This is a genomic window from Chryseobacterium sp. RR2-3-20 (assembly GCF_017808115.1).
Taxonomy (GTDB): Bacteria; Bacteroidota; Bacteroidia; order Flavobacteriales; family Weeksellaceae; genus Chryseobacterium; species Chryseobacterium oryzae.
The window spans coordinates 1-20438 of the sequence record NZ_JADQBD010000005.1 but is presented as its reverse complement, the minus strand read 5'-3'; the positions used below and the strand labels follow the sequence as shown (position 1 = coordinate 20438).

Below are 20438 nucleotides of genomic sequence, written 5' to 3'. Positions count from 1 at the left end.
CTATGCTTATTGTTTACCTTTCACTACAGATTTAAGCTCATTTTCCAGATTTTGAAGATCCTGATCTAATTTTCTTCGACTTTCGCTGCCTTGCTTCTGAATTCCTTTCACCTCATTTAGGGTATTTATAAGCATTCCTGTAGTTTCTCTGAGTTTTTCAGCAGAAACAATGGTTTGTTCATTAGCTTTTGCCACATTTTTAGAATTTTCCCCAAGCCGTTCTGCATTTTTTCTTAGAATTTCTTCAGTTGTAGAAGAAACTTTTTGCTGAACTTCAATACTTTGCTGTTGTCTGTGCATGGCAACAGCTAACGAAAGCTGATTTTTCCATACCGGCAAAGTTGTATTGAGGATGGTCTGAGCCTTTTCTGCAATCGAAATATTGTTATTTTGCACCAATCGGATTTGCGGAAGCGACTGCAATAAAATAAAACGCACCACTTTTAGATCTGCTAACCGACGGTCTAATCGTGAAATAAAATCTCTTTTATCAGCAATCTGATAATCTGCATAATGCTCGGCATTCTTTTCCATTTCAGCTAATTCTTCAGCAGCTTTCTGAATTCTTACATACCCCGCAATTACCAAATCTTCAATAGCTTTAATGGAATTGATATTACTATCGAAAACCGTCTGCAAAACAGCATTATCTTTAGTAGAAATAATAATTCCTGCCTTTATTTTATGGGAAATCTGTTCGATATTATTCGTTATTTTATCATACTTTGCAAAAAGATTATCTACTTCTGTAAGTACCTTTTTCATGAAAGGAAGTTTACTTAAAAACCCTTTCACTTTATTTCCCTGAAGTTCGTCTATATCAATATAATTCAGCTCAACCAAAAGATTATTAATCAACTCACCCACTTCCTCTGAATTCGATTTTCTTATATTCGACAAAAAACTGTCACTCTGATTAGCTAATGTTTTTTGAAGTTCAGAACCATAATTTACTACAGACGATGCATTACCCTCTTCTATAGATGCTGCAACCGATGTATATTTTTCAAGATCTTTTTCGTTTAATCGGCTTAAATCTACGTTTCCATCCTTATCCATAACCACCGAAGGATAATTTTGTGATCCACTATTTTCGTTTGCCAATTCAAAATCGTTTTCCTGATTTTCCATATTAATCTTTATATAAAAATCTTACTTAGCCTGAGTTCAGGACAAGAAGCTATTAGCTTTACCTTTAACAAATCCTTATCCTTAACTACTTAGGTAAGTTACAAAATTTCCGGTAATTCAGGAAGAATTTTTTCTTCAACCTCCTGAAATTCACATTATTTTTCGGGCATCACTTTATAAGTGGGATCATCCTGAATATTTACTTCTATTACCGCTTCTGCATTTTTAAGCATTCTTCTGCAATCTTCACTTAAATGTTTCAGTTGCAGTTTTTTATTTTGCTGAGCATATTTTTTTGATAGCTTATTTAAAGCATCAATAGCACTCATATCTACAATTCTACTTTCTTTAAAATCCACCACCACGTTTTCGGGATCGTTTTCAGGATCAAACTTCTCAACAAAAGCAGTTACCGAACCAAAAAAAAGAGGCCCGTAAATCTCATAATGCTTTACCCCATTTTCGTCTACACTTTTCTTTGCACGAATTCTTTTCGCATTATCCCACGCAAAGACCAATGCAGAAATAATGACACCCACCAGAACCGCCAAAGCTAAATTATGAAGAACAATGGTAATAAGTGCAACAGTAATTCCCACAAAAACATCGGACTTGGGCATTTTATTAGCAACTCTTACCGACACCCACTGAAACGTACTTATTGCCACCATCATCATTACGCCAACCAAGGCCGCCATAGGAATTTTCTCAATAAATGGAGCTCCCACAAGAATGATAATTAAAATAGTAACAGACGCAATAATGCCCGAAATTCTAGCCCTGGAACCCGCATTTAGATTAACCAAAGTTTGTGCAACCATAGCACAGCCGCCCATTCCGCCAAAAAACCCGTTGGTTATATTTGCTAAGCCCTGAGCTACAGATTCTTTGTTGGCATTACCTTTAGTATTTGTAATCTCATCTACCATAGAAAGAGTGAGCAGCGATTCTATAAGACCCACACCTGCCATAACCAGAGCATAAGGAAAAACAATTTGTAAAGTTTCCAGAGAAAAAGGAACAGACGGAATATGAAAAGAAGGAAGGCTTCCGCTTACACTTGCAATATCTGCCACAGTTTTAGTTTTAATTCCCAAACCGGACACCAACCCAAAAATAACGAGTATTGCCACCAATGATGCAGGAACAATCTTTGTGATTTTCGTAAAAAAATAAACGACAGCTACCGTAAGGATCGTAAGACCTGCCATGATGTAAAACTGCAAACCTTGCATCCACTCTGCATTACCATTAGCATCTATAATTTTAAACTGTTCCACCTGAGCCATGAAAATAATCACCGCCAAGCCGTTTAAAAACCCATACATTACCGGTTGAGGAATAAGCCTGACAAATTTACCAAGCTTAAAAACGCCCACACATATTTGCAAAAGACCACCAAGAATAATAGCCGAGAAAAGATATTCCACTCCATGAGATTTTATCAAAGCAATTAAAACAACTATCGTTGCCCCCGCTCCACCAGAAACCATTCCCGGTCTTCCTCCCAAAACAGCAGTTACCAATCCCATCATAAAAGCGGCATACAGTCCGGTTAATGGAGACAAACCTGCCAGAATTGCAAAAGACAAAGATTCAGGAATCATAGTCATCGCTACAGTAAGACCCGCCAAAAGTTCATTCTTGAGATTAATTTTTTGAGAAATATTAAATATTGATAGAGAAGCCATTATAAATTACAATAAATAAAATAATAATTGATTATTAATACAAATGATATAAATTCAACCTACTCTAAAAAACCAACAAAACTATCAGAATAATAAAGAAGTTCTATATCTGTGGTAAAATTACCATTAATAAACCACCAATGTATGTGCATATAAAAGAAATATAATAATACCACAAAACATAAACAATAAACTATTTTTAAATAAATAACCCCGGGGCAAGCCCACGAGGTATTAGTGGAATTTAATTTTTTTTGTTTGATGAAAAACCATCCGTTTTTCAAACTTTTCCTCTTTTCACCCCGAGACATGTCTCGAGGAATTCTTTGGATTAAAATCTATTAAAAAATCATATAATTCAATCATAAATATTTATGCATAAATATAAAATAATTTATGATTAGTATTTTTAATAATTTAATAATTACAAAAAGTACTTATTTGTAATATTTTTTTCTTAAATTTGAAAACAGGTAAGCAATCTTTTATCATCAACTAATAAATTTTTTAAATTTTAAAAAGCATATTTTTTAATTGAAAATCAGAATTTAAGGTAGTTTTTTTATTCACAAAAAAGAGACAACCCTATAAAATTTGAAAATTTATTTTGAAGTAAAAAAATAATTCTTACTTTTAACACCACAAATCACGCAAACACAAAATGCTGAAAATCAAAGTTTTACAGTTGAATGTAAATTTAATATTGTAAAAGAATGATACAGCTTTAAAATAATTATCTATAATTAAGGTTATAATAATTCACTTTCCCTATTTAAAAGCTTTCATAATCACGCTATTACTTTATTAAATACGATAAATTTAAAAATAATCAGTTTTTAATAAAAATGTTATATAAAAACATACATATAGGGAAGTACATCAAAGAAATGGTAGAAAGTAAAGAAATTTCTTTGGAAAGAATCTGCAATTTCTTAGGGAAAGACGAAGATTTCGTAGAAGATACATACAAAAGACCCTCACTGGATACCGATATTCTTTTAAGATTCAGCAAACTTCTGGAGTTCGATTTTTTCAGATTATACACTTCACATTTAATCTTGTATTCGCCACCATCATCGGTGGGCAGAAAAACAGATAAAAAAAATGATTCCATTCCTCAATTCAGAAAAAACATCTATACGCAGGAAATTAAAGATTTTATTCTTGGCAGAATAGAATCCGGAGAAATGACTCAAGCAGATGTTATTAAAGAATATTCTATCCCAAAAAGCACACTTCACCGCTGGATTTTAAAGAAAAGCTGACACCAAAATCAAAATATTATATTTTTATGAGACCTAATTACCACAAAATTTATCATGATCTTTTGAGCATAAAGTATCCTGAAAAGCTGGAATGCCCGAAAATTAGAGAGCAACTTCAAAAGCTAAATTCTACAGAAGAAATTTTAAAGCTTAATGAAAGTCTTTTTAAAACCACACACGAAACTGCAAAAACTAATCAGCAGCTAAAAACTTACGATAAAAAAACAATGTTGAAACTGCTAAAATATCAAAAAAAACACGGATTATCTACGAGCTATATGTCTAGAAAACACAAAATAAGCCGCACCACTTTCTCAAAATGGAAAAAAATATTTGAAAAAGATTTATAAAAAATTATCAACAAAAAAATACTACGCTTTTCGGCGTAGTATTTTTTTAGTCTTTATTTAAAACATTCTTTATCCCATCCAGACCTTCGCTGAATTGTGCCAACAATGCAACAATTTGCGACATACGGTCATTTTCACCCAATCCTTTTCTCATTTTATTCTTAACAAAAGTTTCTTTTATTTCTTTCCAGCGGATTTTCTCGTCTTCAGAAATAATATTCATTAATTCTTTCAGTTTTAGCATATTAGATTCTGCTCCGGAAGTTAAAGTCTGGGATTCATTTTGGTAATGACTTACAATAATCTGAATAATCTCCTCATCTTTCAGAATAGGCTGAATCAGTGAAATAAGTTTATTCATATTTCGGTAAGATCCCTGCAACTTAAATGAAGGTTCACTTCTGTATTCATCGGACATTGCAGCAGAAGCGATATATTGTTTATTGACTTTTAAAACAACATTTCTCACTTTCAAAGTATTTTCAAGCACTTTTCTGAAATCGGAAATTTCGTTTGAACTGAAGTTTCCAGCCAAATCCACATTTGGCGAATTAGACTGAATGCTGTCGTACAAATTATAGAGATTTCCCATTCCGTATTGCGTCAATCGGGAAAGATAATCATTCGACATTAAAGCATTTTCAATTAAACTCAAATCAAACAATTCTGCTTTACTCCCGGAAATTTCACCTAAATTATATGTATCGGAACGGTTTGCCAACATATCCGGAATTTGAAATTTATCACCACTTTCGGTGTAAGGATTTCCTGCCATTACCAAACAGAACCGTTTAGACCGTAAATCGTAGGTTTTACTTTCGCCGTTATAAATTCCTTCAATTTTTCTCTGTCCGTCTGCCAAAGAAATGAATTTCTGCAAAAATTCAGGATTACAATGCTGAATATCATCCAGATACAACATTACATTATCACCCATTTCAAAAGCTAAATTCATTTTTCCCAACTCCTGTTTTGCACCGGCATTTTTTGCTTCATTCGGATCTGTGGAAACAATATCATGACCAATTGAAGGACCGTTGATTTTCATAAAAACCAATCCCATTCGGTCCGCCATATATTCCATTAACGTTGTTTTACCATAACCCGGAGGCGAAACCAAAAGCAACATTCCCATTCTGTCGGTACGTTTGTCGTTTCCGACAGTTCCTAATTGTTTGGCTAAATTAGCTCCAATTAAAGGAAAATATACATCATTAATCAATCTGTTTCTTACAAAAGAGCTTAAAACCTGAGACTTGAAAGTGTCTAATTTCAGGGCTTTCTTTTTATCATTCACCCATTTTGCTTTCAACTCCTGAAATTGTCTGTATTTAGGAACTACCACTTCATTGAAATTGGATAAACGTGAACTGAATTCATAATAATTCAAAGTATAATTTACCTCTTTTTCTAATGATTTTAATTCTTTAAGAACTATTTCATAAGTAACATGATGGATATTTTTTTCATTAAAGCTCTGAGTGACAAAAAATACTGCTGTTTCTTTCTTAATCTCATCTTCAAAATCCGATTGTGAACCTGATAAAAATGCATTTAAAGCACTTTCAGCAATGGAAAAACAAGCCGCAGGATATTGTTTCAGAACATTGAGCTGGTCGATAAATTCTAAATCTTTTCCTTTTTCTTTTAAGTTCCTTAAAAAAGTATTGTACAACGAACCCGCTTTTTCCGAAACCAAGAATGCAGATTTATTCTCTCTTTTTAAATAAATTGCTGCATTCAAAAAATTCACATCCACAAAAAGATGATGATTCTGAGCAAAAGTTTTTATTTCATTCGACAATTCTTCGTTAAGATACTGAAAACCTCTATCTGTTGTAAACGATTTCGAGATTAAATCTGCTGCTTCAAACTGCTTTTGATAATATTCTTTTTTCTCCTGATTCAAGAAATACCAAAATAACTGTCCTAAAGCTCTTTCTTTCGGGGTAAACTGCATCAAACCCAATTCGTTATGCATCTGCTGCAATTTCGAAACAATTCTCAGAGCGTCTTCACCATGAATTCCTTTCACTAAACCTTCTCCAAAATGTTCTGTCATAAATTGCTGAATGGCATTTCGGTTCTGTTCTTCGGTGTTGATATTTTTATTTTTTGAAAAAATATTCCAAGCTAAATATTCAAAACGTTTTACATTAGAATTTTCAGAAATATATTCCTGATTCCAGACTTCTTTGTAATCTGAAATCGCCTCAAAATTCAATGGTTCATAAAATGCAGTTCCCGTTAAATGATAATAATACTGTGCATTTTTCATCACTAAAGTAAGATCTAATTTCTGACGGTTTACTGCAAATTTATAATCGCCCAAAGCAATTACTTGATCTCCGTCTGCGTAAATTTCTTTCTTATCTTTAAGTTTTCTTACCGATTCCTGTTGCGAAGTTTTCAGCAAAGTCTGAATTTCCTCGGCCTTTGCAGAATCTTCCATTTCCATGAGCTGTCGGGAAATATCACGAACTTTTTCAACCATTAAATCGGTCGCAAAATAGCCATTGATTTCATTTTCAGAATCGAAAGACTCAGATTTTGTCTGAACAGATTTTAAAATTCGTTGGGCAGAATCGTATAAACTTTGAGTACGCTTGTTTCGGGATTCGGTTAACTGAACTCTTTTGTTTTGGAAATGACCGTAAACTTCCTCTCTTTTTTCTTCAATTATTTGGATAAACTCATCAAAATCGACAAATTTTGTTTCCATTTCTTCCAGCTGAATGGAAAGTTTGGTAAGATATTCGTCACATTTTTCTGGAGTTTGAGAAAGCTCAAGAAAATTAATAACAGACTGGTCAAACAAAGTCATTTGTGCCTGAAAATCTGCAGATAATTCTTTTCCCGAAATTTCTCTTTTTCTTTTTGAAAGTTCTAATCTTTCCTGATTTAATCTTGCAAAAATTACCGAAATATTTTCTATAATCTGAGTAGACTGTGAAGTGTCTTCAATTTTTAAATTATTGACAATATCTACCAAAAGCTCAAGCTGTGCAGATAAATTATTGATTTCTTCTTCAATCGTTTTTGCGTCGATTGCTTTCTGTAAACTGATGATATTTTCTGAAATCTGCTGTGCTCTGTTTTGATATGGAAGCAGCGCATCATCCTGCAACAGGAAATTAACACAAGCATTGGAAAGTTCTTCTGACCTTTCAGCCAATAATTTTTCTAACGAATCCAGAATAGCAGTATCAACATATTTCAAATCTCTTGCTCCGGTAAATTCTCCCCGTAATACCCTTATTTGAGAAAGCATATCGATATATTCCGTAAGCTGAGAATAGCTGATTCTTTTAGTTTCATCTAAAATTTTCTCACAGGCAATTTTTATTTTTTCAACAGCCTCGGCGGTATTTTTTTTCTGCTCTACAACTTTTTCGTATTCATTAATAGCAGAATGAGCAATTTTTCTTATTTCTTTTAACGGCTGTTCCAGATTTTCTACCTCTTTATCTCCAAGAAAATAATATGCATCCAGAATTGTGGTAGAAAGCTTAACAATATCATCATACAAACCGCTATAAGAATCTTTTTTATTCAAAAGTGTTATAAGCTCCTGGCTTTCTGCCATTACTCTTACAATATCCTTATTTCCTATTTTATAAAGAAGCGTATTCGACTTTTCTGTATTGGGCAGCATTTCTTTAGAATACGGAGTCTGCCAGATTTGAGCCAAATGATGTTTGGTAGCTTCCACACTTTCTCTTAGATAAATAAGTTTACCATCATTCAACACAGAAAATCCGCTGCAACGAATAGGCGTTTCTATGGTTTGAGAAATGATATTATATGAAATAAGCTGATAATTATTGGTTTTATCATCGTAGAAAACATACATGAAATTTTCACCATTGGGCTCCGAAATCGTTTTCAGATAATGAAGCCTGTTGGCATCCTGAGAAATCACCTTCAAACCTCCCGTCTGCAAAGCATAACCATTCGAAAATAAAACCCCTTGATTTTCGGGAAGCAAAACTGCCGAATATTTTAAAGTATCTACTCTGGAAACCGTTTTTTCTTTATGATTGTAAATAAAATACCTTTCGGTTTCCTGATAAGGTTTAATTTTAAACAAAACCAAGTTATCCAGATCGCAGAAATGAATTTCAGCATCATCCAGATTTTGATCTTTGTGAATAACATCCTCAGAATAAATTCCTTTTCCGGTATCGGTATTATCTTCAATCTTAATGGTTAAATCTCCGCCAATAGATTCAACAAACACCTTATCTCCTAAAGAAACATGCGGAAATTTACCGCTTCGCTGCATATCTCTGGTTGCTTTTGTCCACGAAAAACCATGTTGCGGCGGATAGTTTACTTCCGAAGCACTTCGAGAATCGATGTAGGTTAATTTACCGTCTTTTATCAGCCATTTGAACGCTTTGATATCAGATGAACTTTCTGATAACTGAAAAACCATATACAGATAGTTTTCGTTAAAATGGAAACGTGCAAAGAATGTATTTCTGTAATATTTGTATAAATTTTTAAATTCATCAACGAAAATTTCATCATTAATTAATGAATCATTTTGAGGTTCAAAACGTTTGTTATTTATCTTATATACCGAAAAAACATCGGAAACATTAATTTCCGTCTGCAATCCCAGATGAGCATTCGATCCGAAAATCAGCACATCTTTCAACGAAAAAATGTCTTTGGCTATGCAGTTGTGCTCTGTAGAAATTCTTTCGTTGGCTATGAGTGAAAAATCTACACCGCCAAAAATTTCTTTCCGATTTTCATTTAACTTAGAAAGCCTGAGAATAAGATCGTTTTTCTGCTCATTCAGACGGTTTTGTATAATTTCGTATGTCCCTGAATTTAATTGTTCTGACATATTTTGAGATATTAGATGTTAGATGCTAGATTTAGACTATCATCGTACTGTAAAATGCTTTTTAAACCATTTATTTTCTTAGAAAAAACTCTCTAAGCATCATTGAAAATCATACAAAGAGAGTTTTACAATATAATATAGTTTGCTTTTTTATCGGATAGGTTTCTGATCTACTCCAAGATGTTTTGCCATATCCATCGCTCTTCCAAGAATTCCTCTTTCCTGCTGATCTGCAACACCATTGAGCTTAAAAATAAGATTTGCGATACTCATATTTTTGATATCTTCCGAAGAAACATTGTATTTCTCTACCATTCCCATCACTTTTCCGATGATATTTTCGCCATCGCCTAAAAGATTTTCTTTTAACAAGGTGGCATTTTCACTGTGACTAATGAATTTGTCTAATCCTTTTCCTGCAGAAACCTGGCGAATTACATTATCAAAGAATGTATTATCTCCGCCAACGATATCAATTTTTGCAGATTTGAATGCTTCCGCCAAAACTCCAGCTTGTGCCTGAGCAATATCTTTCTGGATTGAAATCTGAGCCAATTCTACTTCTTTTTCTTTCGCTAAAGTCAATCGGAATTCTTCGTGATCTTTTCCTGCATCGTTTAATTTCTTCATCGCTTCTGCCTTTTCGGTAATTCCCGCAGCTTCCGCAAAAGCTTTTTCTTTAATAACTTCCGCCTGAGCAATTCCTTCTTTTTTAACAGCATCCGCTTTTTTCTCGATAACAACCGCTTCTACAATCCCCTGTCTTTCATGCGCTTCTGCTTTAGCATGCATTACCTGTGCTTCAGACAAACCAACAGTAGCTTCTTCTTTAGCTTTAGCATCCGCAATAATTTTTCTGGCTTCCGCTTCTTTTTCTGCAGCATCTCTTTTCGCCTGAGCTTCGATAACATACTTTTGAGCATCTTTCTCTGCCGCCAATTTTCTGGCTTCTGCAGCTCTGGTTTCTTCAATTAATTTTTTCTCTGCTTCCTGAGTTGCCAAAGTAATTTCTACCTGTTTATTTCTGTCTGCAGTTTTGAAAGCTTCTAGATCTTTAATTCCCTGCTGCTCCTCTACCACCGTTTTTTCCATTGTTAAACGCTCACGAATAGCATCCTGTATATTTTTCTTTTCTAATTCGATGGCTTTTTCTTTTTCAATCTGAGCTAAAGAAACAATTCTCTCTCTTTCGGTTGCCTCCAACATTTTATCTTTTTGAACTCTTTCGGTTTCTACCAAATCTGCACGCTCTTTATTTTTAGCAGCAATAACGACCTGTCGCAGTTTATTTTCTTCTGCAATCTGAAGTTTTTCTTCTGTAGATATACGTACGGTTTCGTATTTCAGCCTTTCTTCTTCTTCCACCTTTAGAATTTCTGCATTTTCACGGGCTTTGATATTCGCAACCTCTCTTTTTTGAGATTCTTCTTTTTCAGCCAATTGCTTTTCGAGTTCTAAAATCGCTTCACGGGCTTCTACATTTTGTTTTGTAATTGTTTTTTCTTCATCTCTACGAACCTGATTGGCTTTAATATTTTGATTTGCTGTAAGTTCTGTAATTTTTTTAATCCCTTCAGAATCTAAGATATTGTCTTTATCTAGATTTTCAATTTTAGTCTGTTCCAGATAATCAATCGCACAATCATCCAAAACATATCCATTGAGATCTGTCCCGATAATATCTAAAATTTCCTGACGGAATTCACTTCTCGCTTCATACAATTCTATAAATTCAAATTTTTTACCTACGGTTTTTAGAGCTTCAGAAAATTTAGCTTCAAACAACTCTCTTAACGTGTTAATGTCTGATGCTCTCTGACAGCCGATTGTCTGTCCAACATTCACGATATCATCCACCGATTTATTAACTCTGATAAAGAAAGCCACCTGAATATCTGCTCTCATGTTGTCTTTACAGATTAATCCTGCTCTTCCTTCTCTGGCAATTTCCAGTTTTTTTACGGAAATATCCATAGATTCCATTCGGTGAATGACCGGAATAACTATTCCTGCATTAAAGAATACTTTGGTTCCTCCATATCCTGTACGTAAAATAACAATTCCCTGTACGGTTTTTTTGTACATGGATAAAATCCAGAAAATTAAACCTATAGAAGCTATTGCTATAACAACAATTCCTGCAATTAAAGTGGTGTTCATATTTTTTTAGTTTATTTATTGTAATGTGTTTTATTTTTTTTGCTTTATACAAAGCTTTTCTATTTTAGTTATGATGAGAACCTGCTTCACAGACCATTATTTCATGCAAGCATTACTCCAAGAATATAACTGAAAATCATTATAAAAAAGGCAATCATATTTTCATTCTATTAAAATTGAATTTCTGTAGCCACATAATAAAATTTCTTTTGAGGACCTTCATCCACAATAATGACTTTCGTTCCGTGTTCTATTCTTTTGCCATTTTTGCTTTTCACCATTAAAGTCATAGGATCACTTCCGATAAAAACCTCTAAAATCCCTGTTTTAGTTCCATGAATTGTAGATTTCATTCTTCCTTCGCGTCCTAAAAAATCGTGTGCTTTTTCACCTTTATGATTAATTTCTTTGAAAAAAGGATTTAATGGTTTCAAAATAATTTTCGTAATCAAAATACTGATGATTAAGGAAGGAATTACCAATACTGCCGCAAGCCAAAAAGCCGGTGAAATAAATACTTCGATGTAAAATGAAGTAAGCCACGTAAAAAGTAGAGAAATTGTGAGGAAATAAGTTACCGGAACAATATCCAGATTCAGGAATTTCAAGAACTGAATCCATGAAGACGGATCATCAGGAACATGTACATGACCATCAGGTGCATCTGCATCGAAATCAGCATCGATGCCAATATCAATATCCAAACCCGTTATAATGGTAAAAATCCAATAGATTACCGCCAGAATAAGGAGAACACTTAAAACAGTATTTACCGGAGTAAAAGCGATATGTAAAAATTCCTGAAAGGTCATATTTTAGCCTTTTTTAAGTGTTTTTTTCAATTTCTGTAAAGCTTTTTCCGCTTCAGTATCTGCATTATTTACAAGACTGTCTATTTCTTCATCCACAGACTTATCAGTTTTTGCCAACTCGGAATAAGCCTCCGAAACAGCTTCCTGCTGCACTACCCTTTCCTTTAGTTTTTCCAACATAGAAACTGCACTGCTACTGTCGATCTGAGTCATTTTACGATTAATATCTTTAGTTGCCTCACTTACCTGAACTCTTGCTTCCAAAGTGCGGAGTTCATTTTCCCATTTCGAAATATTAGATTTCAATTGGTGGATATTGGTCTGCATTTTTTCACACTCGTCCTGAAGTTTTTCAGTTTCTGATCTTAAAAGTTCAGCATTTTTCTGGGCTTCAGTCTGTTTTTTTAAAGCTTCTTTCGCTAAACGATCACTATCTGCCGCATCCACTTCACCCTTTTCAGATTTCTGAATAAGAAGTACTGCTTTTGCATAGTAATCTTTCGCCGATAGACTTTCTGCTTCCGCCTCATTTTTTTTACGAATAGAAAGTGCTTTCAGCTGAGCTAAAGCTTCGACACTTTCGGTAAGCTGATCTTTCATATCGGCAATTCCTGCTTCTGTAAGTTTTATAGGATCTTCAAAATTTTCTAATACCGAATTAACTTCAGCTTTTCCTATTGCGTATAATCTTTTAAAAATATTCATAACTAGATTTTTATTGTTTTATAATTTGATGTTTATTAGATTTCGCCACTCCGTAGAGATTTTATTTACTCATTTTAATCATTTCACTATTAAATTCGCCCACCAAAATCCCAAGAGAATCTATCGAAGCCATTAATTCATTCTGTGCCATATTATCGGTTGGCAAAGTATCTCGGAAGATCACTTTCATCCCGGAATAATCCAAAACAAAAGCACCATGCACAATATCTCTGTTTTTCTGAAGTAAGGTTTTATAAATTTCTAACGAAGGATTTTTAATTTCAAAAAGAAACTGCTCCATAATTAAAATTGAATCTGAAACAATTAGAATCATATTTTTAATACCATTCGATTCTTTTTCGATAATCAGCACTTTTTGATTTTCATCTTCAAAACTGATATTGAATTCATAATCCAACAACCATTCTTTAACTCTGTTAAATATTTTATTATCTTCTCCCATATTTCGTGAGTTTTAGCTTTTAGTTCCACAAAAATAATAAAAATAATACAATTTGCAAATATTTTTAGCAAAATTTATTATAAATAAACTTACATTTGCAAAAAAGATTAGACTTATGAGTTTTTTCGGAACCAATATTAAGAAAATACGGCACGTTAAAGGTTTGAGCCAAAAAGCTTTCGGAGATTTGTTTGAACTCAACAGAGGTGTAATAAGTGCCTACGAAGAAGGAAGAGCAGAACCCAAGATTGAAACTTTGCTGAAAGTTGCCCACTACTTCAATTTAGATATTGACGATTTTCTAACGAAACCACTACAGGTAAACGATTTAGTAAGCGGATCGGTGATAGATACCTTAATGTTTTCTCCTATCGAAAATTTTAAGAAAACCCAAACAGAGCAAAATCTGAGTGATGCAAATTCATCAAAAAATAAAATTTTGCAAAAAATATTAGCAACCGTTGATTTTATATATGAATTTACCGATGAGAAAAAAACTCTTCCTTTTTACAATTCTGGAGATATTCTTTTTTTAGTAAAAGCCGATTTTAATTCAGAAAGAAACGAAACACTTTTCTTTTTAGAAAATGAAAACATCCATAACCTTTCCGAAATTCCGGAAAAAAAATGGAAAGAAAAGGAAATTTACAAAATAGCAGGACATCTCTCGCTCCATCAAAAAAATGTATTTTCTGACATCCTGAAAAGAATTGAAAATTTAGAAAATTTTATAAAAAAGCAACCTAATAATTAACTAAGCATTATTTTTTGTCTTTTGATAAGTAAAATGATTGATAAGAATGCGTATCTCATTGAATTCAAAATCTTTTGGCAAAGCATTTTTCCATTCGTTAAGTGTTTCATGGGAATTTTGAGAAAACTCAACTTCAAAAGCTTTAATTTTATCTGAAGTAATAATTCTGGAAATATTCAACAAACCCTGTTCTGCAAATTTAGCAAGATGCCCCAAAATAGTTTCTTTTACTAAACCTCTTTCCAGAGCAATTTCAGAAACCGTTTTCCCTTCTTCAAATAATTGAAAAGTAAGAACCTGAGAAGGAACTTTTGCAATTTTCATGCTTACTTCTTTATTGTTTTTTTCCTCTAAAAGTTTTGTTTCGAGAAGATATAATTCTTTTAAACCATTCAGATAATCTTCAATATCCTCCAACCAGGTTCTAAGTTCTTCGTTGTATTGTTTTAAACCTTTTAAACCCTTAATTTCTGAATAAAAATCTTTTAAAGGACTAAAAATCTTATCATTTATCTCTCTGAAAAAGAAATTAACCGCTCCTTTCGATTTATTTTCAATCTCTATCCATTCTTCTTTTTTCTGAATAAAAAGATGCACTTTTTGAAAAATAACCCTTTCGAGCTTATCAAAAATCTTAGCAAGATTCTGAACTTCATGCTTTAGCTGCAAATAAAGCTGATTGGCTTTATTGCGATCTACACCTTTGCTTACAAGAGATAAATTATTCCAATGCTCTACTTCTTTCATCATCCATTTACAATCTAATGTTCGCAAAAGCTTCCGAATAGAATAATCATATTTTTCCTGATTCAGAATATCTTCAATATGATCATTCGCTTGGGTTTCTCCCTGAAATTTCAGGATTCTATTATCTTTAAAAATAACTTCGGGAGTAATTTTGGATTTCAAAACGATTCCTTCTAACGTACGGCAACGGGATAAAGCCACGTAAACCTGTCCCGCAGTGAAACTTCTACCGGCATCGATAATCACCTTATCAAAAGTAAGTCCCTGACTTTTATGAATAGTAACCGCCCATGCAAGCTTGATAGGAAACTGCTCAAAACTTCCCAAAACCTCTTCTTTAATCATCTTATCAGAATCTAAAGAATATTTTTTCTGTTCCCAAACCTCTCGTTTTACCGTAATTTCCCGCTCACTTCCGTCTAAAACAACCTTAATTTCATTATCATCTAAAGCAGAAATTTCACCAAGTTTACCGTTATAGTATTTTTTCTCTCCCGAAATATCATTACGGATAAACATAATCTGAGCTCCAACTTTCAGCTCAAGATACTGCTCGTTCGGAAACTGATTTTCTTTAAACTCACCAAAAAGTTTCGCTTCGTAAACTCCGGATGTTAATTTAATATCTTTAAGCTTTTCCTGGTTGATATCATCTGCCATTTTATTATGAGAACAGAGATAAACATAAGGCTCATCTTCGGTTTTAAAATCGGGATTATATCTTGTATTTAACTCATCAAAATCAATATTTGCGACATCACCATCGCGAATTGCATTCAGAATTTCAAGAAAATGAGCATCTGTCTGACGGTAAACTTTTGTAAGTTCAATCGTAAGAAGCGGAATATCTTTAATTGCCAAACTGTCGAAGAAAAATGGCGAATTATAAAACATCTTCAACACATGTTCATCTCTTACCACCGGCGGAAGCTGATATAAATCTCCAATAAACAACATCTGAACTCCTCCAAAACGATGATTATTTCTGCGGATGAAACGAAGAGAAAAATCCATCATATCCAAAACATCTGCACGCAACATAGAAACCTCATCAATAATAATAACTTCCACTTCACGCAAAAGCTTCAGTTTATCTTTACGGTACTTAAAATGTTGCTGAAGATCTACAATATTATTCGCAATATTGCTGTCTATACGCTCTGAAGTCGGCAAAAAAGTACGAAGCGGAAGACCAAACATAGAATGTATGGTTACTCCACCCGCATTAATCGCAGCAATCCCGGTAGGAGCCACTACAATATGCTTTTTTTTCGTTTTTTTTACAAATTCGTTGAGAAAAGTTGTTTTACCCGTTCCTGCTTTTCCGGTTAAAAAAACACTTCTGCTGGTAAATTCTATGAGTTCAAAAAAATGATTGTTCATCATCCACAAAATTACAGAAAAAGTATTTAGGGAATAAATTTTGATTCAATTAAAAAATATTATCATTTTTGTATATCCTGAAGAAAAACAATTTCCAGAAACCTGTTTTGCACACAATTCATTCTTTAATTATGAAAAAAAAACTGTTTACAGCCACATTTTTATCTATTTTTCTTTTAGCAATATTCGTCTCGTGTAAATCTACCAGCAACCTGGACGATTCCACTCTACCAAAAGATATTTCCGAAAGACCTTCAGACGAAAACAGTAAAAAATACGATGAAGCATTACTGGACGAACTCCGAAATGATATAGAATCTATTATTTCTAAAGATAACTGCACAAAATCTTCTGAATGGACGTTTTCTGCAATGGGATCGAAAGCATGTGGCGGACCCACAAAATATATTGCCTATCCTAGAAAACTCGAAAACACCATCAAACCCAAAATCAGCAATTATACCCAAAAAATGTCTGAATATAATAAGAAATACAACATTACTTCCGATTGTATGATGACCACAGAACCCACTGGTGTGAGATGCGATAACGGTAATGCAGTTTTAATTTATCAATAAATAAAACAAAGCTCTAGAATATTGTGGAGCTTTGTTTTATCCTGATTATTCTTTGTACCAAGAAGAATATTTTACATAATTATCTGCAATTCTATTAACCTCACCTTCTAATAAGGAAGTAGAAATATCTTTTATTTTTCTGGCAGGAACCCCACCCCAAACTTCACCGGATTTAATATGCGTTCCCTGTGTTACCACCGAACCAGCTCCTACAATAGAATTTTCTTCAACAAGACAATTATCCATCACAATAGAACCCATTCCGATTAAAACATTATCTTTAATGGTACAACCATGAACTATCGCATTATGACCGATAGAAACATTATTGCCAATTTCTAATGGATATTTTTCGTAAGTACAGTGAAGCATTGCATTATCCTGCACATTTACTTTATTCCCCATTTTTATATAATTAACATCTCCTCTAATTACCGCATTAAACCAAATACTGCAATTTTCTCCCATTACCACATTTCCTACCACTGTAGCAGTTTCAGCCAGATAAGTATTTTTACCGATTTGCGGAGTTTTCCCTAAAAGTTCTTTTATAAGTGCCATATTTTAAAAAATTTAATCATAAGCCATTTTTGAAATCGAATCTTGTCATTACAAATTACAGCGATAGCAAAAATCTAAATCTCAGCATCTGGCTTCTAACTTCTAAATCCGTACTTTTGTACTCTCAAATTTAAATAAAAAATGCGTACAATCCTTATAGAACCAACAGAAAACCCAAAAGTGATGAAATTTGTAGCCGATTACAATTTAATTCCGGGTTCTTTGGAGTTAGACAGAGATTCAGATATATCCGAAATTCCTTTGGCGCAGGAACTTTTCAATTATCCATTTGTGGAAAGAATTTTCATTACAGCCAATTTTGTTGCAGTTGCCAAACAAGATACCGTAGAATGGGAACACGTTGCCGAAAGTCTTAAAAACGCAATTGAGGACGAGCTTCTCGCCAACCCAAGAATTTATCTGCAGAAGAAAAAGGAAATGTATCAGATTTATGCTGAAATGACACCAAATCCGAATGTGATGAAGTTTGTTTCTAACAAATTACTTTTAGAAGGTTTTGTTGAAGTAAAATCCAGAAACGAAGCAGAAGGAGTTCCATTAGCACAGGCAATTTTCAAAGAATTCGATTTCGCGACAGAAGTTTTTATATCCGACAATTTTGTTGCTGTTACGAAAGACCACAGTGTAGAATGGCATCAGGTAATGGTTACAGTAAGAGCACTTATCGCAGATTACCTTCAAAATGGAGGAGAAATTTCAAATATAGAAGCTCATAAACACGAGAATCCTGTAGAAAAAATCATCAACAGAGAATATACCGATGATGAGCAGAAAATTTCAGACATTCTGAACGAATATGTTGCTCCTGCCGTAGAAAATGATGGCGGAAAAATTTCTTTAATGGAATACGACCAAGCCACCAAAACAGCCAAAATGCTTTTACAGGGAGCATGTTCCGGATGCCCAAGTTCTACCGCAACGCTTAAAGGCGGAATTGAAAATATTTTAAAACAATTCATTCCCGATTTAGTAGAAAAAGTAGAAGCCGTAAACGGATAATCTTCGCTGAATATAGCAAAATACTTATTACCAATTACTTTTAAATTATATGAAAGGAATATTATTAGTCAATCTCGGATCACCAAGATCTACATCCGTACCCGATGTGAAGGAATATCTTGATGAGTTTCTTATGGATGAAAAAGTGATTGATTACCGCTGGTTTTTCCGTGCACTATTGGTTCGCGGAATTATTTTAAATACAAGACCTGCCAAATCTGCAGAAGCTTACAAAACAGTTTGGACAGACCAAGGTTCTCCTCTCATTGTAATAACAGAGCAAATTCAGAAAAAACTTCAGAAGCTTGTAGATGTTCCTGTAGAAATAGGTATGCGGTATGCACAACCAAGTATTGAAAGCGGAATTCAAAAACTTGTTGATAAAGGGATTACGGAAATTGTTCTTTTTCCACTCTACCCGCAATATGCAATGAGCACAACGGAAACCGTTATTGAAAAAGCAGAAGAAGTAAGAAAAGCTAAGTTTCCGGGCATTAAAATTAATTATATACAGCCTTTTTATAACAGGGAAATTTACATCAACTGTTTAGCGGAAAGCATAAAAGAAAAACTTCCGGAAAATTTTGATGCATTACAGTTTTCTTATCACGGAGTTCCGGAAAGACATATTTATAAAACAGATCCTACAAAAACCTGCAATCTTAACGACTGCTGTTCTCGGGAAAACAATCCGAGTCACTCATTCTGCTACCGTCATCAATGTTACAAAACTACCAACATGGTGATCGAAAAACTAGGAATTTCTAAAGAAAAAACAATCGTCTCATTTCAGTCACGATTAGGTAAAGACAAGTGGATTGAACCTTATACCGATGAAACCCTGGAAACCATCCCCAAGAAAGGAATAAAAAATCTTGCTGTTGTCTGCCCTGCATTTGTTTCAGATTGTTTGGAAACATTAGAAGAAATTTCGGTAGAAGGAAAAGAGCAATTTACACATGCAGGTGGAGAAAACTTCCATTATATCCCCTGTTTGAATGATGAAGACCGATGGATTTCGGTTATTAAAACTTTATGTGAAGAAAAACTTCAGGATTTTTACATTGTATAAAACCAAAAAACAAAGCACTTACTTACAATAAGTGCTTTTTCATTTAATACACCTTAAAAAAATAGGGGTACAATTTAATTTTATATTAATTTTTAAAGTTTTTATTCAAATTTAAAGGGGTTAGTTTTGAAAATAAATTATTTTTTGTAATTTTACCTCATCAAAAATAAGGGTAATACTTAAAATTATACAAAATGGATTCAAGAGTTGATTTTTTAAAAAGCAAAATTGAAAGTTTCAGTCCAGAAATAATTGAAGCTTTCATTAAAATAGTTGAAAGCATGAATCAATTAGCAACTGTTGATATTCCACAATTTTATCAGGAAGAATTGCAATACAGAATCAGCTTCCATACAGAAAACCCTTCCACAAAACTAGATTTTTTTGAAAACATTATTGAACTTGAAAAAAACTGTGCCTAATGAAAGTCTTACTTTCTTCCATGGCAAAGAATGACATTCAGCTTCTGATGAGAGTGCTCAATGCTCAAAAAAAAGATCAGGATCGTTTATTTTTAAAAGAACTAAAAGATTCTGTACAGCAAATTATAAAAGAATCCGAACAGAAACATATTAAAAGCAAAGAAATGCAAATGTATCATTCTGAAAACTTCCCTATCTGCATTCATTACATGTTTGAAGATCAAGATAATCTTTTTGTTACTGCAGTTTTCAAAACTTAAAAAATTTCCAGACTATTATTATATTAAACCTTGCAAATAAAGCATTTGCAAGGTTTTTGGATCAGTTTCAAAAGTTGGGGATTAATATTAAAAATTGATATTTTTGCAGAGGATGAAAACAGAAGACCTACTCAAGTTATTATTGCCTGAATACTTAATCGAATACTTCGATGTTATAAAATTTGAAGAGATTGAAGGCTTACTTC

17 protein-coding genes are annotated in these 20438 nt (G+C 33.3%); 8 read left to right on the top strand and 9 right to left on the bottom strand.

Going from position 1 to position 20438, the window contains the following annotated elements:
* Nucleotides 1-6: 6 nt before the first annotated feature.
* Both IV513_RS02115 and IV513_RS02110 read right to left on the bottom strand, forming a co-directional pair.
* Nucleotides 7-1059: a toxic anion resistance protein gene (locus IV513_RS02115; RefSeq protein WP_245168830.1), complete on the bottom strand. Its 1053-nt coding sequence runs from the start codon at nt 1057-1059 to the stop codon at nt 7-9.
* Between the two features lie 227 nt (nt 1060-1286).
* Nucleotides 1287-2822, bottom strand: coding sequence for a SulP family inorganic anion transporter (locus IV513_RS02110; protein WP_209388865.1), 1536 nt, complete (start codon nt 2820-2822; stop codon nt 1287-1289).
* A gap of 845 nt (nt 2823-3667) precedes the next feature.
* Here IV513_RS02110 and IV513_RS02105 point away from each other — a divergent pair.
* Together IV513_RS02105 and IV513_RS02100 are read left to right on the top strand one after the other, a co-directional pair.
* A complete protein-coding gene (locus IV513_RS02105) occupies nt 3668-4087 on the top strand; it encodes a transposase (protein WP_209388864.1) in 420 nt (139 codons plus the stop codon).
* Between the two features lie 26 nt (nt 4088-4113).
* Complete coding sequence (locus tag IV513_RS02100; RefSeq protein WP_209388863.1) at nt 4114-4437, top strand: helix-turn-helix domain-containing protein; 324 nt, start codon at nt 4114-4116, stop codon at nt 4435-4437.
* A gap of 46 nt (nt 4438-4483) precedes the next feature.
* On the opposite strand, the gene IV513_RS02095 is transcribed toward IV513_RS02100, so the two are convergent.
* The 5 genes from IV513_RS02095 to IV513_RS02075 form a co-directional block, all read right to left on the bottom strand.
* Entirely contained in the window at nt 4484-9295 is a 4812-nt protein-coding gene (locus IV513_RS02095; protein ID WP_209388862.1) for a DNA repair ATPase, read from the bottom strand.
* Between the two features lie 150 nt (nt 9296-9445).
* Nucleotides 9446-11455, bottom strand: a complete 2010-nt coding sequence (locus IV513_RS02090; protein WP_209388861.1) for an SPFH domain-containing protein — start codon at nt 11453-11455, stop codon at nt 9446-9448.
* A 170-nt stretch (nt 11456-11625) separates the two neighbouring features.
* On the bottom strand, nt 11626-12267 hold the full coding sequence (locus IV513_RS02085; protein WP_209388860.1) for a hypothetical protein: 642 nt from the start codon (nt 12265-12267) through the stop codon (nt 11626-11628).
* A gap of 3 nt (nt 12268-12270) precedes the next feature.
* Nucleotides 12271-12972: a PspA/IM30 family protein gene (locus tag IV513_RS02080; RefSeq protein ID WP_209388859.1), complete on the bottom strand. Its 702-nt coding sequence runs from the start codon at nt 12970-12972 to the stop codon at nt 12271-12273.
* Between the two features lie 61 nt (nt 12973-13033).
* On the bottom strand, nt 13034-13435 hold the full coding sequence (locus tag IV513_RS02075; protein WP_209388858.1) for a YbjN domain-containing protein: 402 nt from the start codon (nt 13433-13435) through the stop codon (nt 13034-13036).
* Between the two features lie 115 nt (nt 13436-13550).
* Between IV513_RS02075 and IV513_RS02070 the strand changes: the two genes are divergently transcribed.
* On the top strand, nt 13551-14189 hold the full coding sequence (locus IV513_RS02070) for a helix-turn-helix domain-containing protein (protein WP_209388857.1): 639 nt from the start codon (nt 13551-13553) through the stop codon (nt 14187-14189).
* On the opposite strand, the gene IV513_RS02065 is transcribed toward IV513_RS02070, so the two are convergent.
* Nucleotides 14190-16319, bottom strand: a complete 2130-nt coding sequence (locus IV513_RS02065) for a helix-turn-helix domain-containing protein (protein ID WP_209388933.1) — start codon at nt 16317-16319, stop codon at nt 14190-14192.
* 131 nt (nt 16320-16450) lie between these two features.
* On the opposite strand from IV513_RS02065, the gene IV513_RS02060 reads away from it, so the two are divergent.
* Nucleotides 16451-16897, top strand: coding sequence for a hypothetical protein (locus tag IV513_RS02060; RefSeq protein WP_209388856.1), 447 nt, complete (start codon nt 16451-16453; stop codon nt 16895-16897).
* 45 nt (nt 16898-16942) lie between these two features.
* Here the strand turns inward: IV513_RS02060 and IV513_RS02055 are convergent, their stop codons facing one another.
* Nucleotides 16943-17458 carry a gamma carbonic anhydrase family protein gene (locus IV513_RS02055; RefSeq protein WP_209388855.1) on the bottom strand — a complete coding sequence of 172 codons (516 nt, stop codon included), beginning with the start codon at nt 17456-17458 and terminating at the stop codon, nt 16943-16945.
* Between the two features lie 141 nt (nt 17459-17599).
* Here IV513_RS02055 and IV513_RS02050 point away from each other — a divergent pair, with 141 nt between their 5' ends.
* The 4 genes from IV513_RS02050 to IV513_RS02035 all read left to right on the top strand — a co-directional run bounded on the left by IV513_RS02050 (nt 17600) and on the right by IV513_RS02035 (nt 20232).
* Nucleotides 17600-18478 (top strand): NifU family protein, encoded by an 879-nt coding sequence (locus IV513_RS02050; protein WP_209388854.1) that lies wholly within the window; start codon nt 17600-17602, stop codon nt 18476-18478.
* A gap of 49 nt (nt 18479-18527) precedes the next feature.
* A complete protein-coding gene (gene hemH, locus IV513_RS02045) occupies nt 18528-19550 on the top strand; it encodes a ferrochelatase (RefSeq protein WP_209388853.1) in 1023 nt (340 codons plus the stop codon).
* A 194-nt stretch (nt 19551-19744) separates the two neighbouring features.
* Nucleotides 19745-19972, top strand: coding sequence for a hypothetical protein (locus IV513_RS02040; RefSeq protein ID WP_209388852.1), 228 nt, complete (start codon nt 19745-19747; stop codon nt 19970-19972).
* Nucleotides 19972-20232 carry a hypothetical protein gene (locus IV513_RS02035; RefSeq protein ID WP_209388851.1) on the top strand — a complete coding sequence of 87 codons (261 nt, stop codon included), beginning with the start codon at nt 19972-19974 and terminating at the stop codon, nt 20230-20232. Before IV513_RS02040 ends, IV513_RS02035 begins: the two co-directional genes overlap by 1 nt.
* Nucleotides 20233-20438 lie beyond the last annotated feature (206 nt).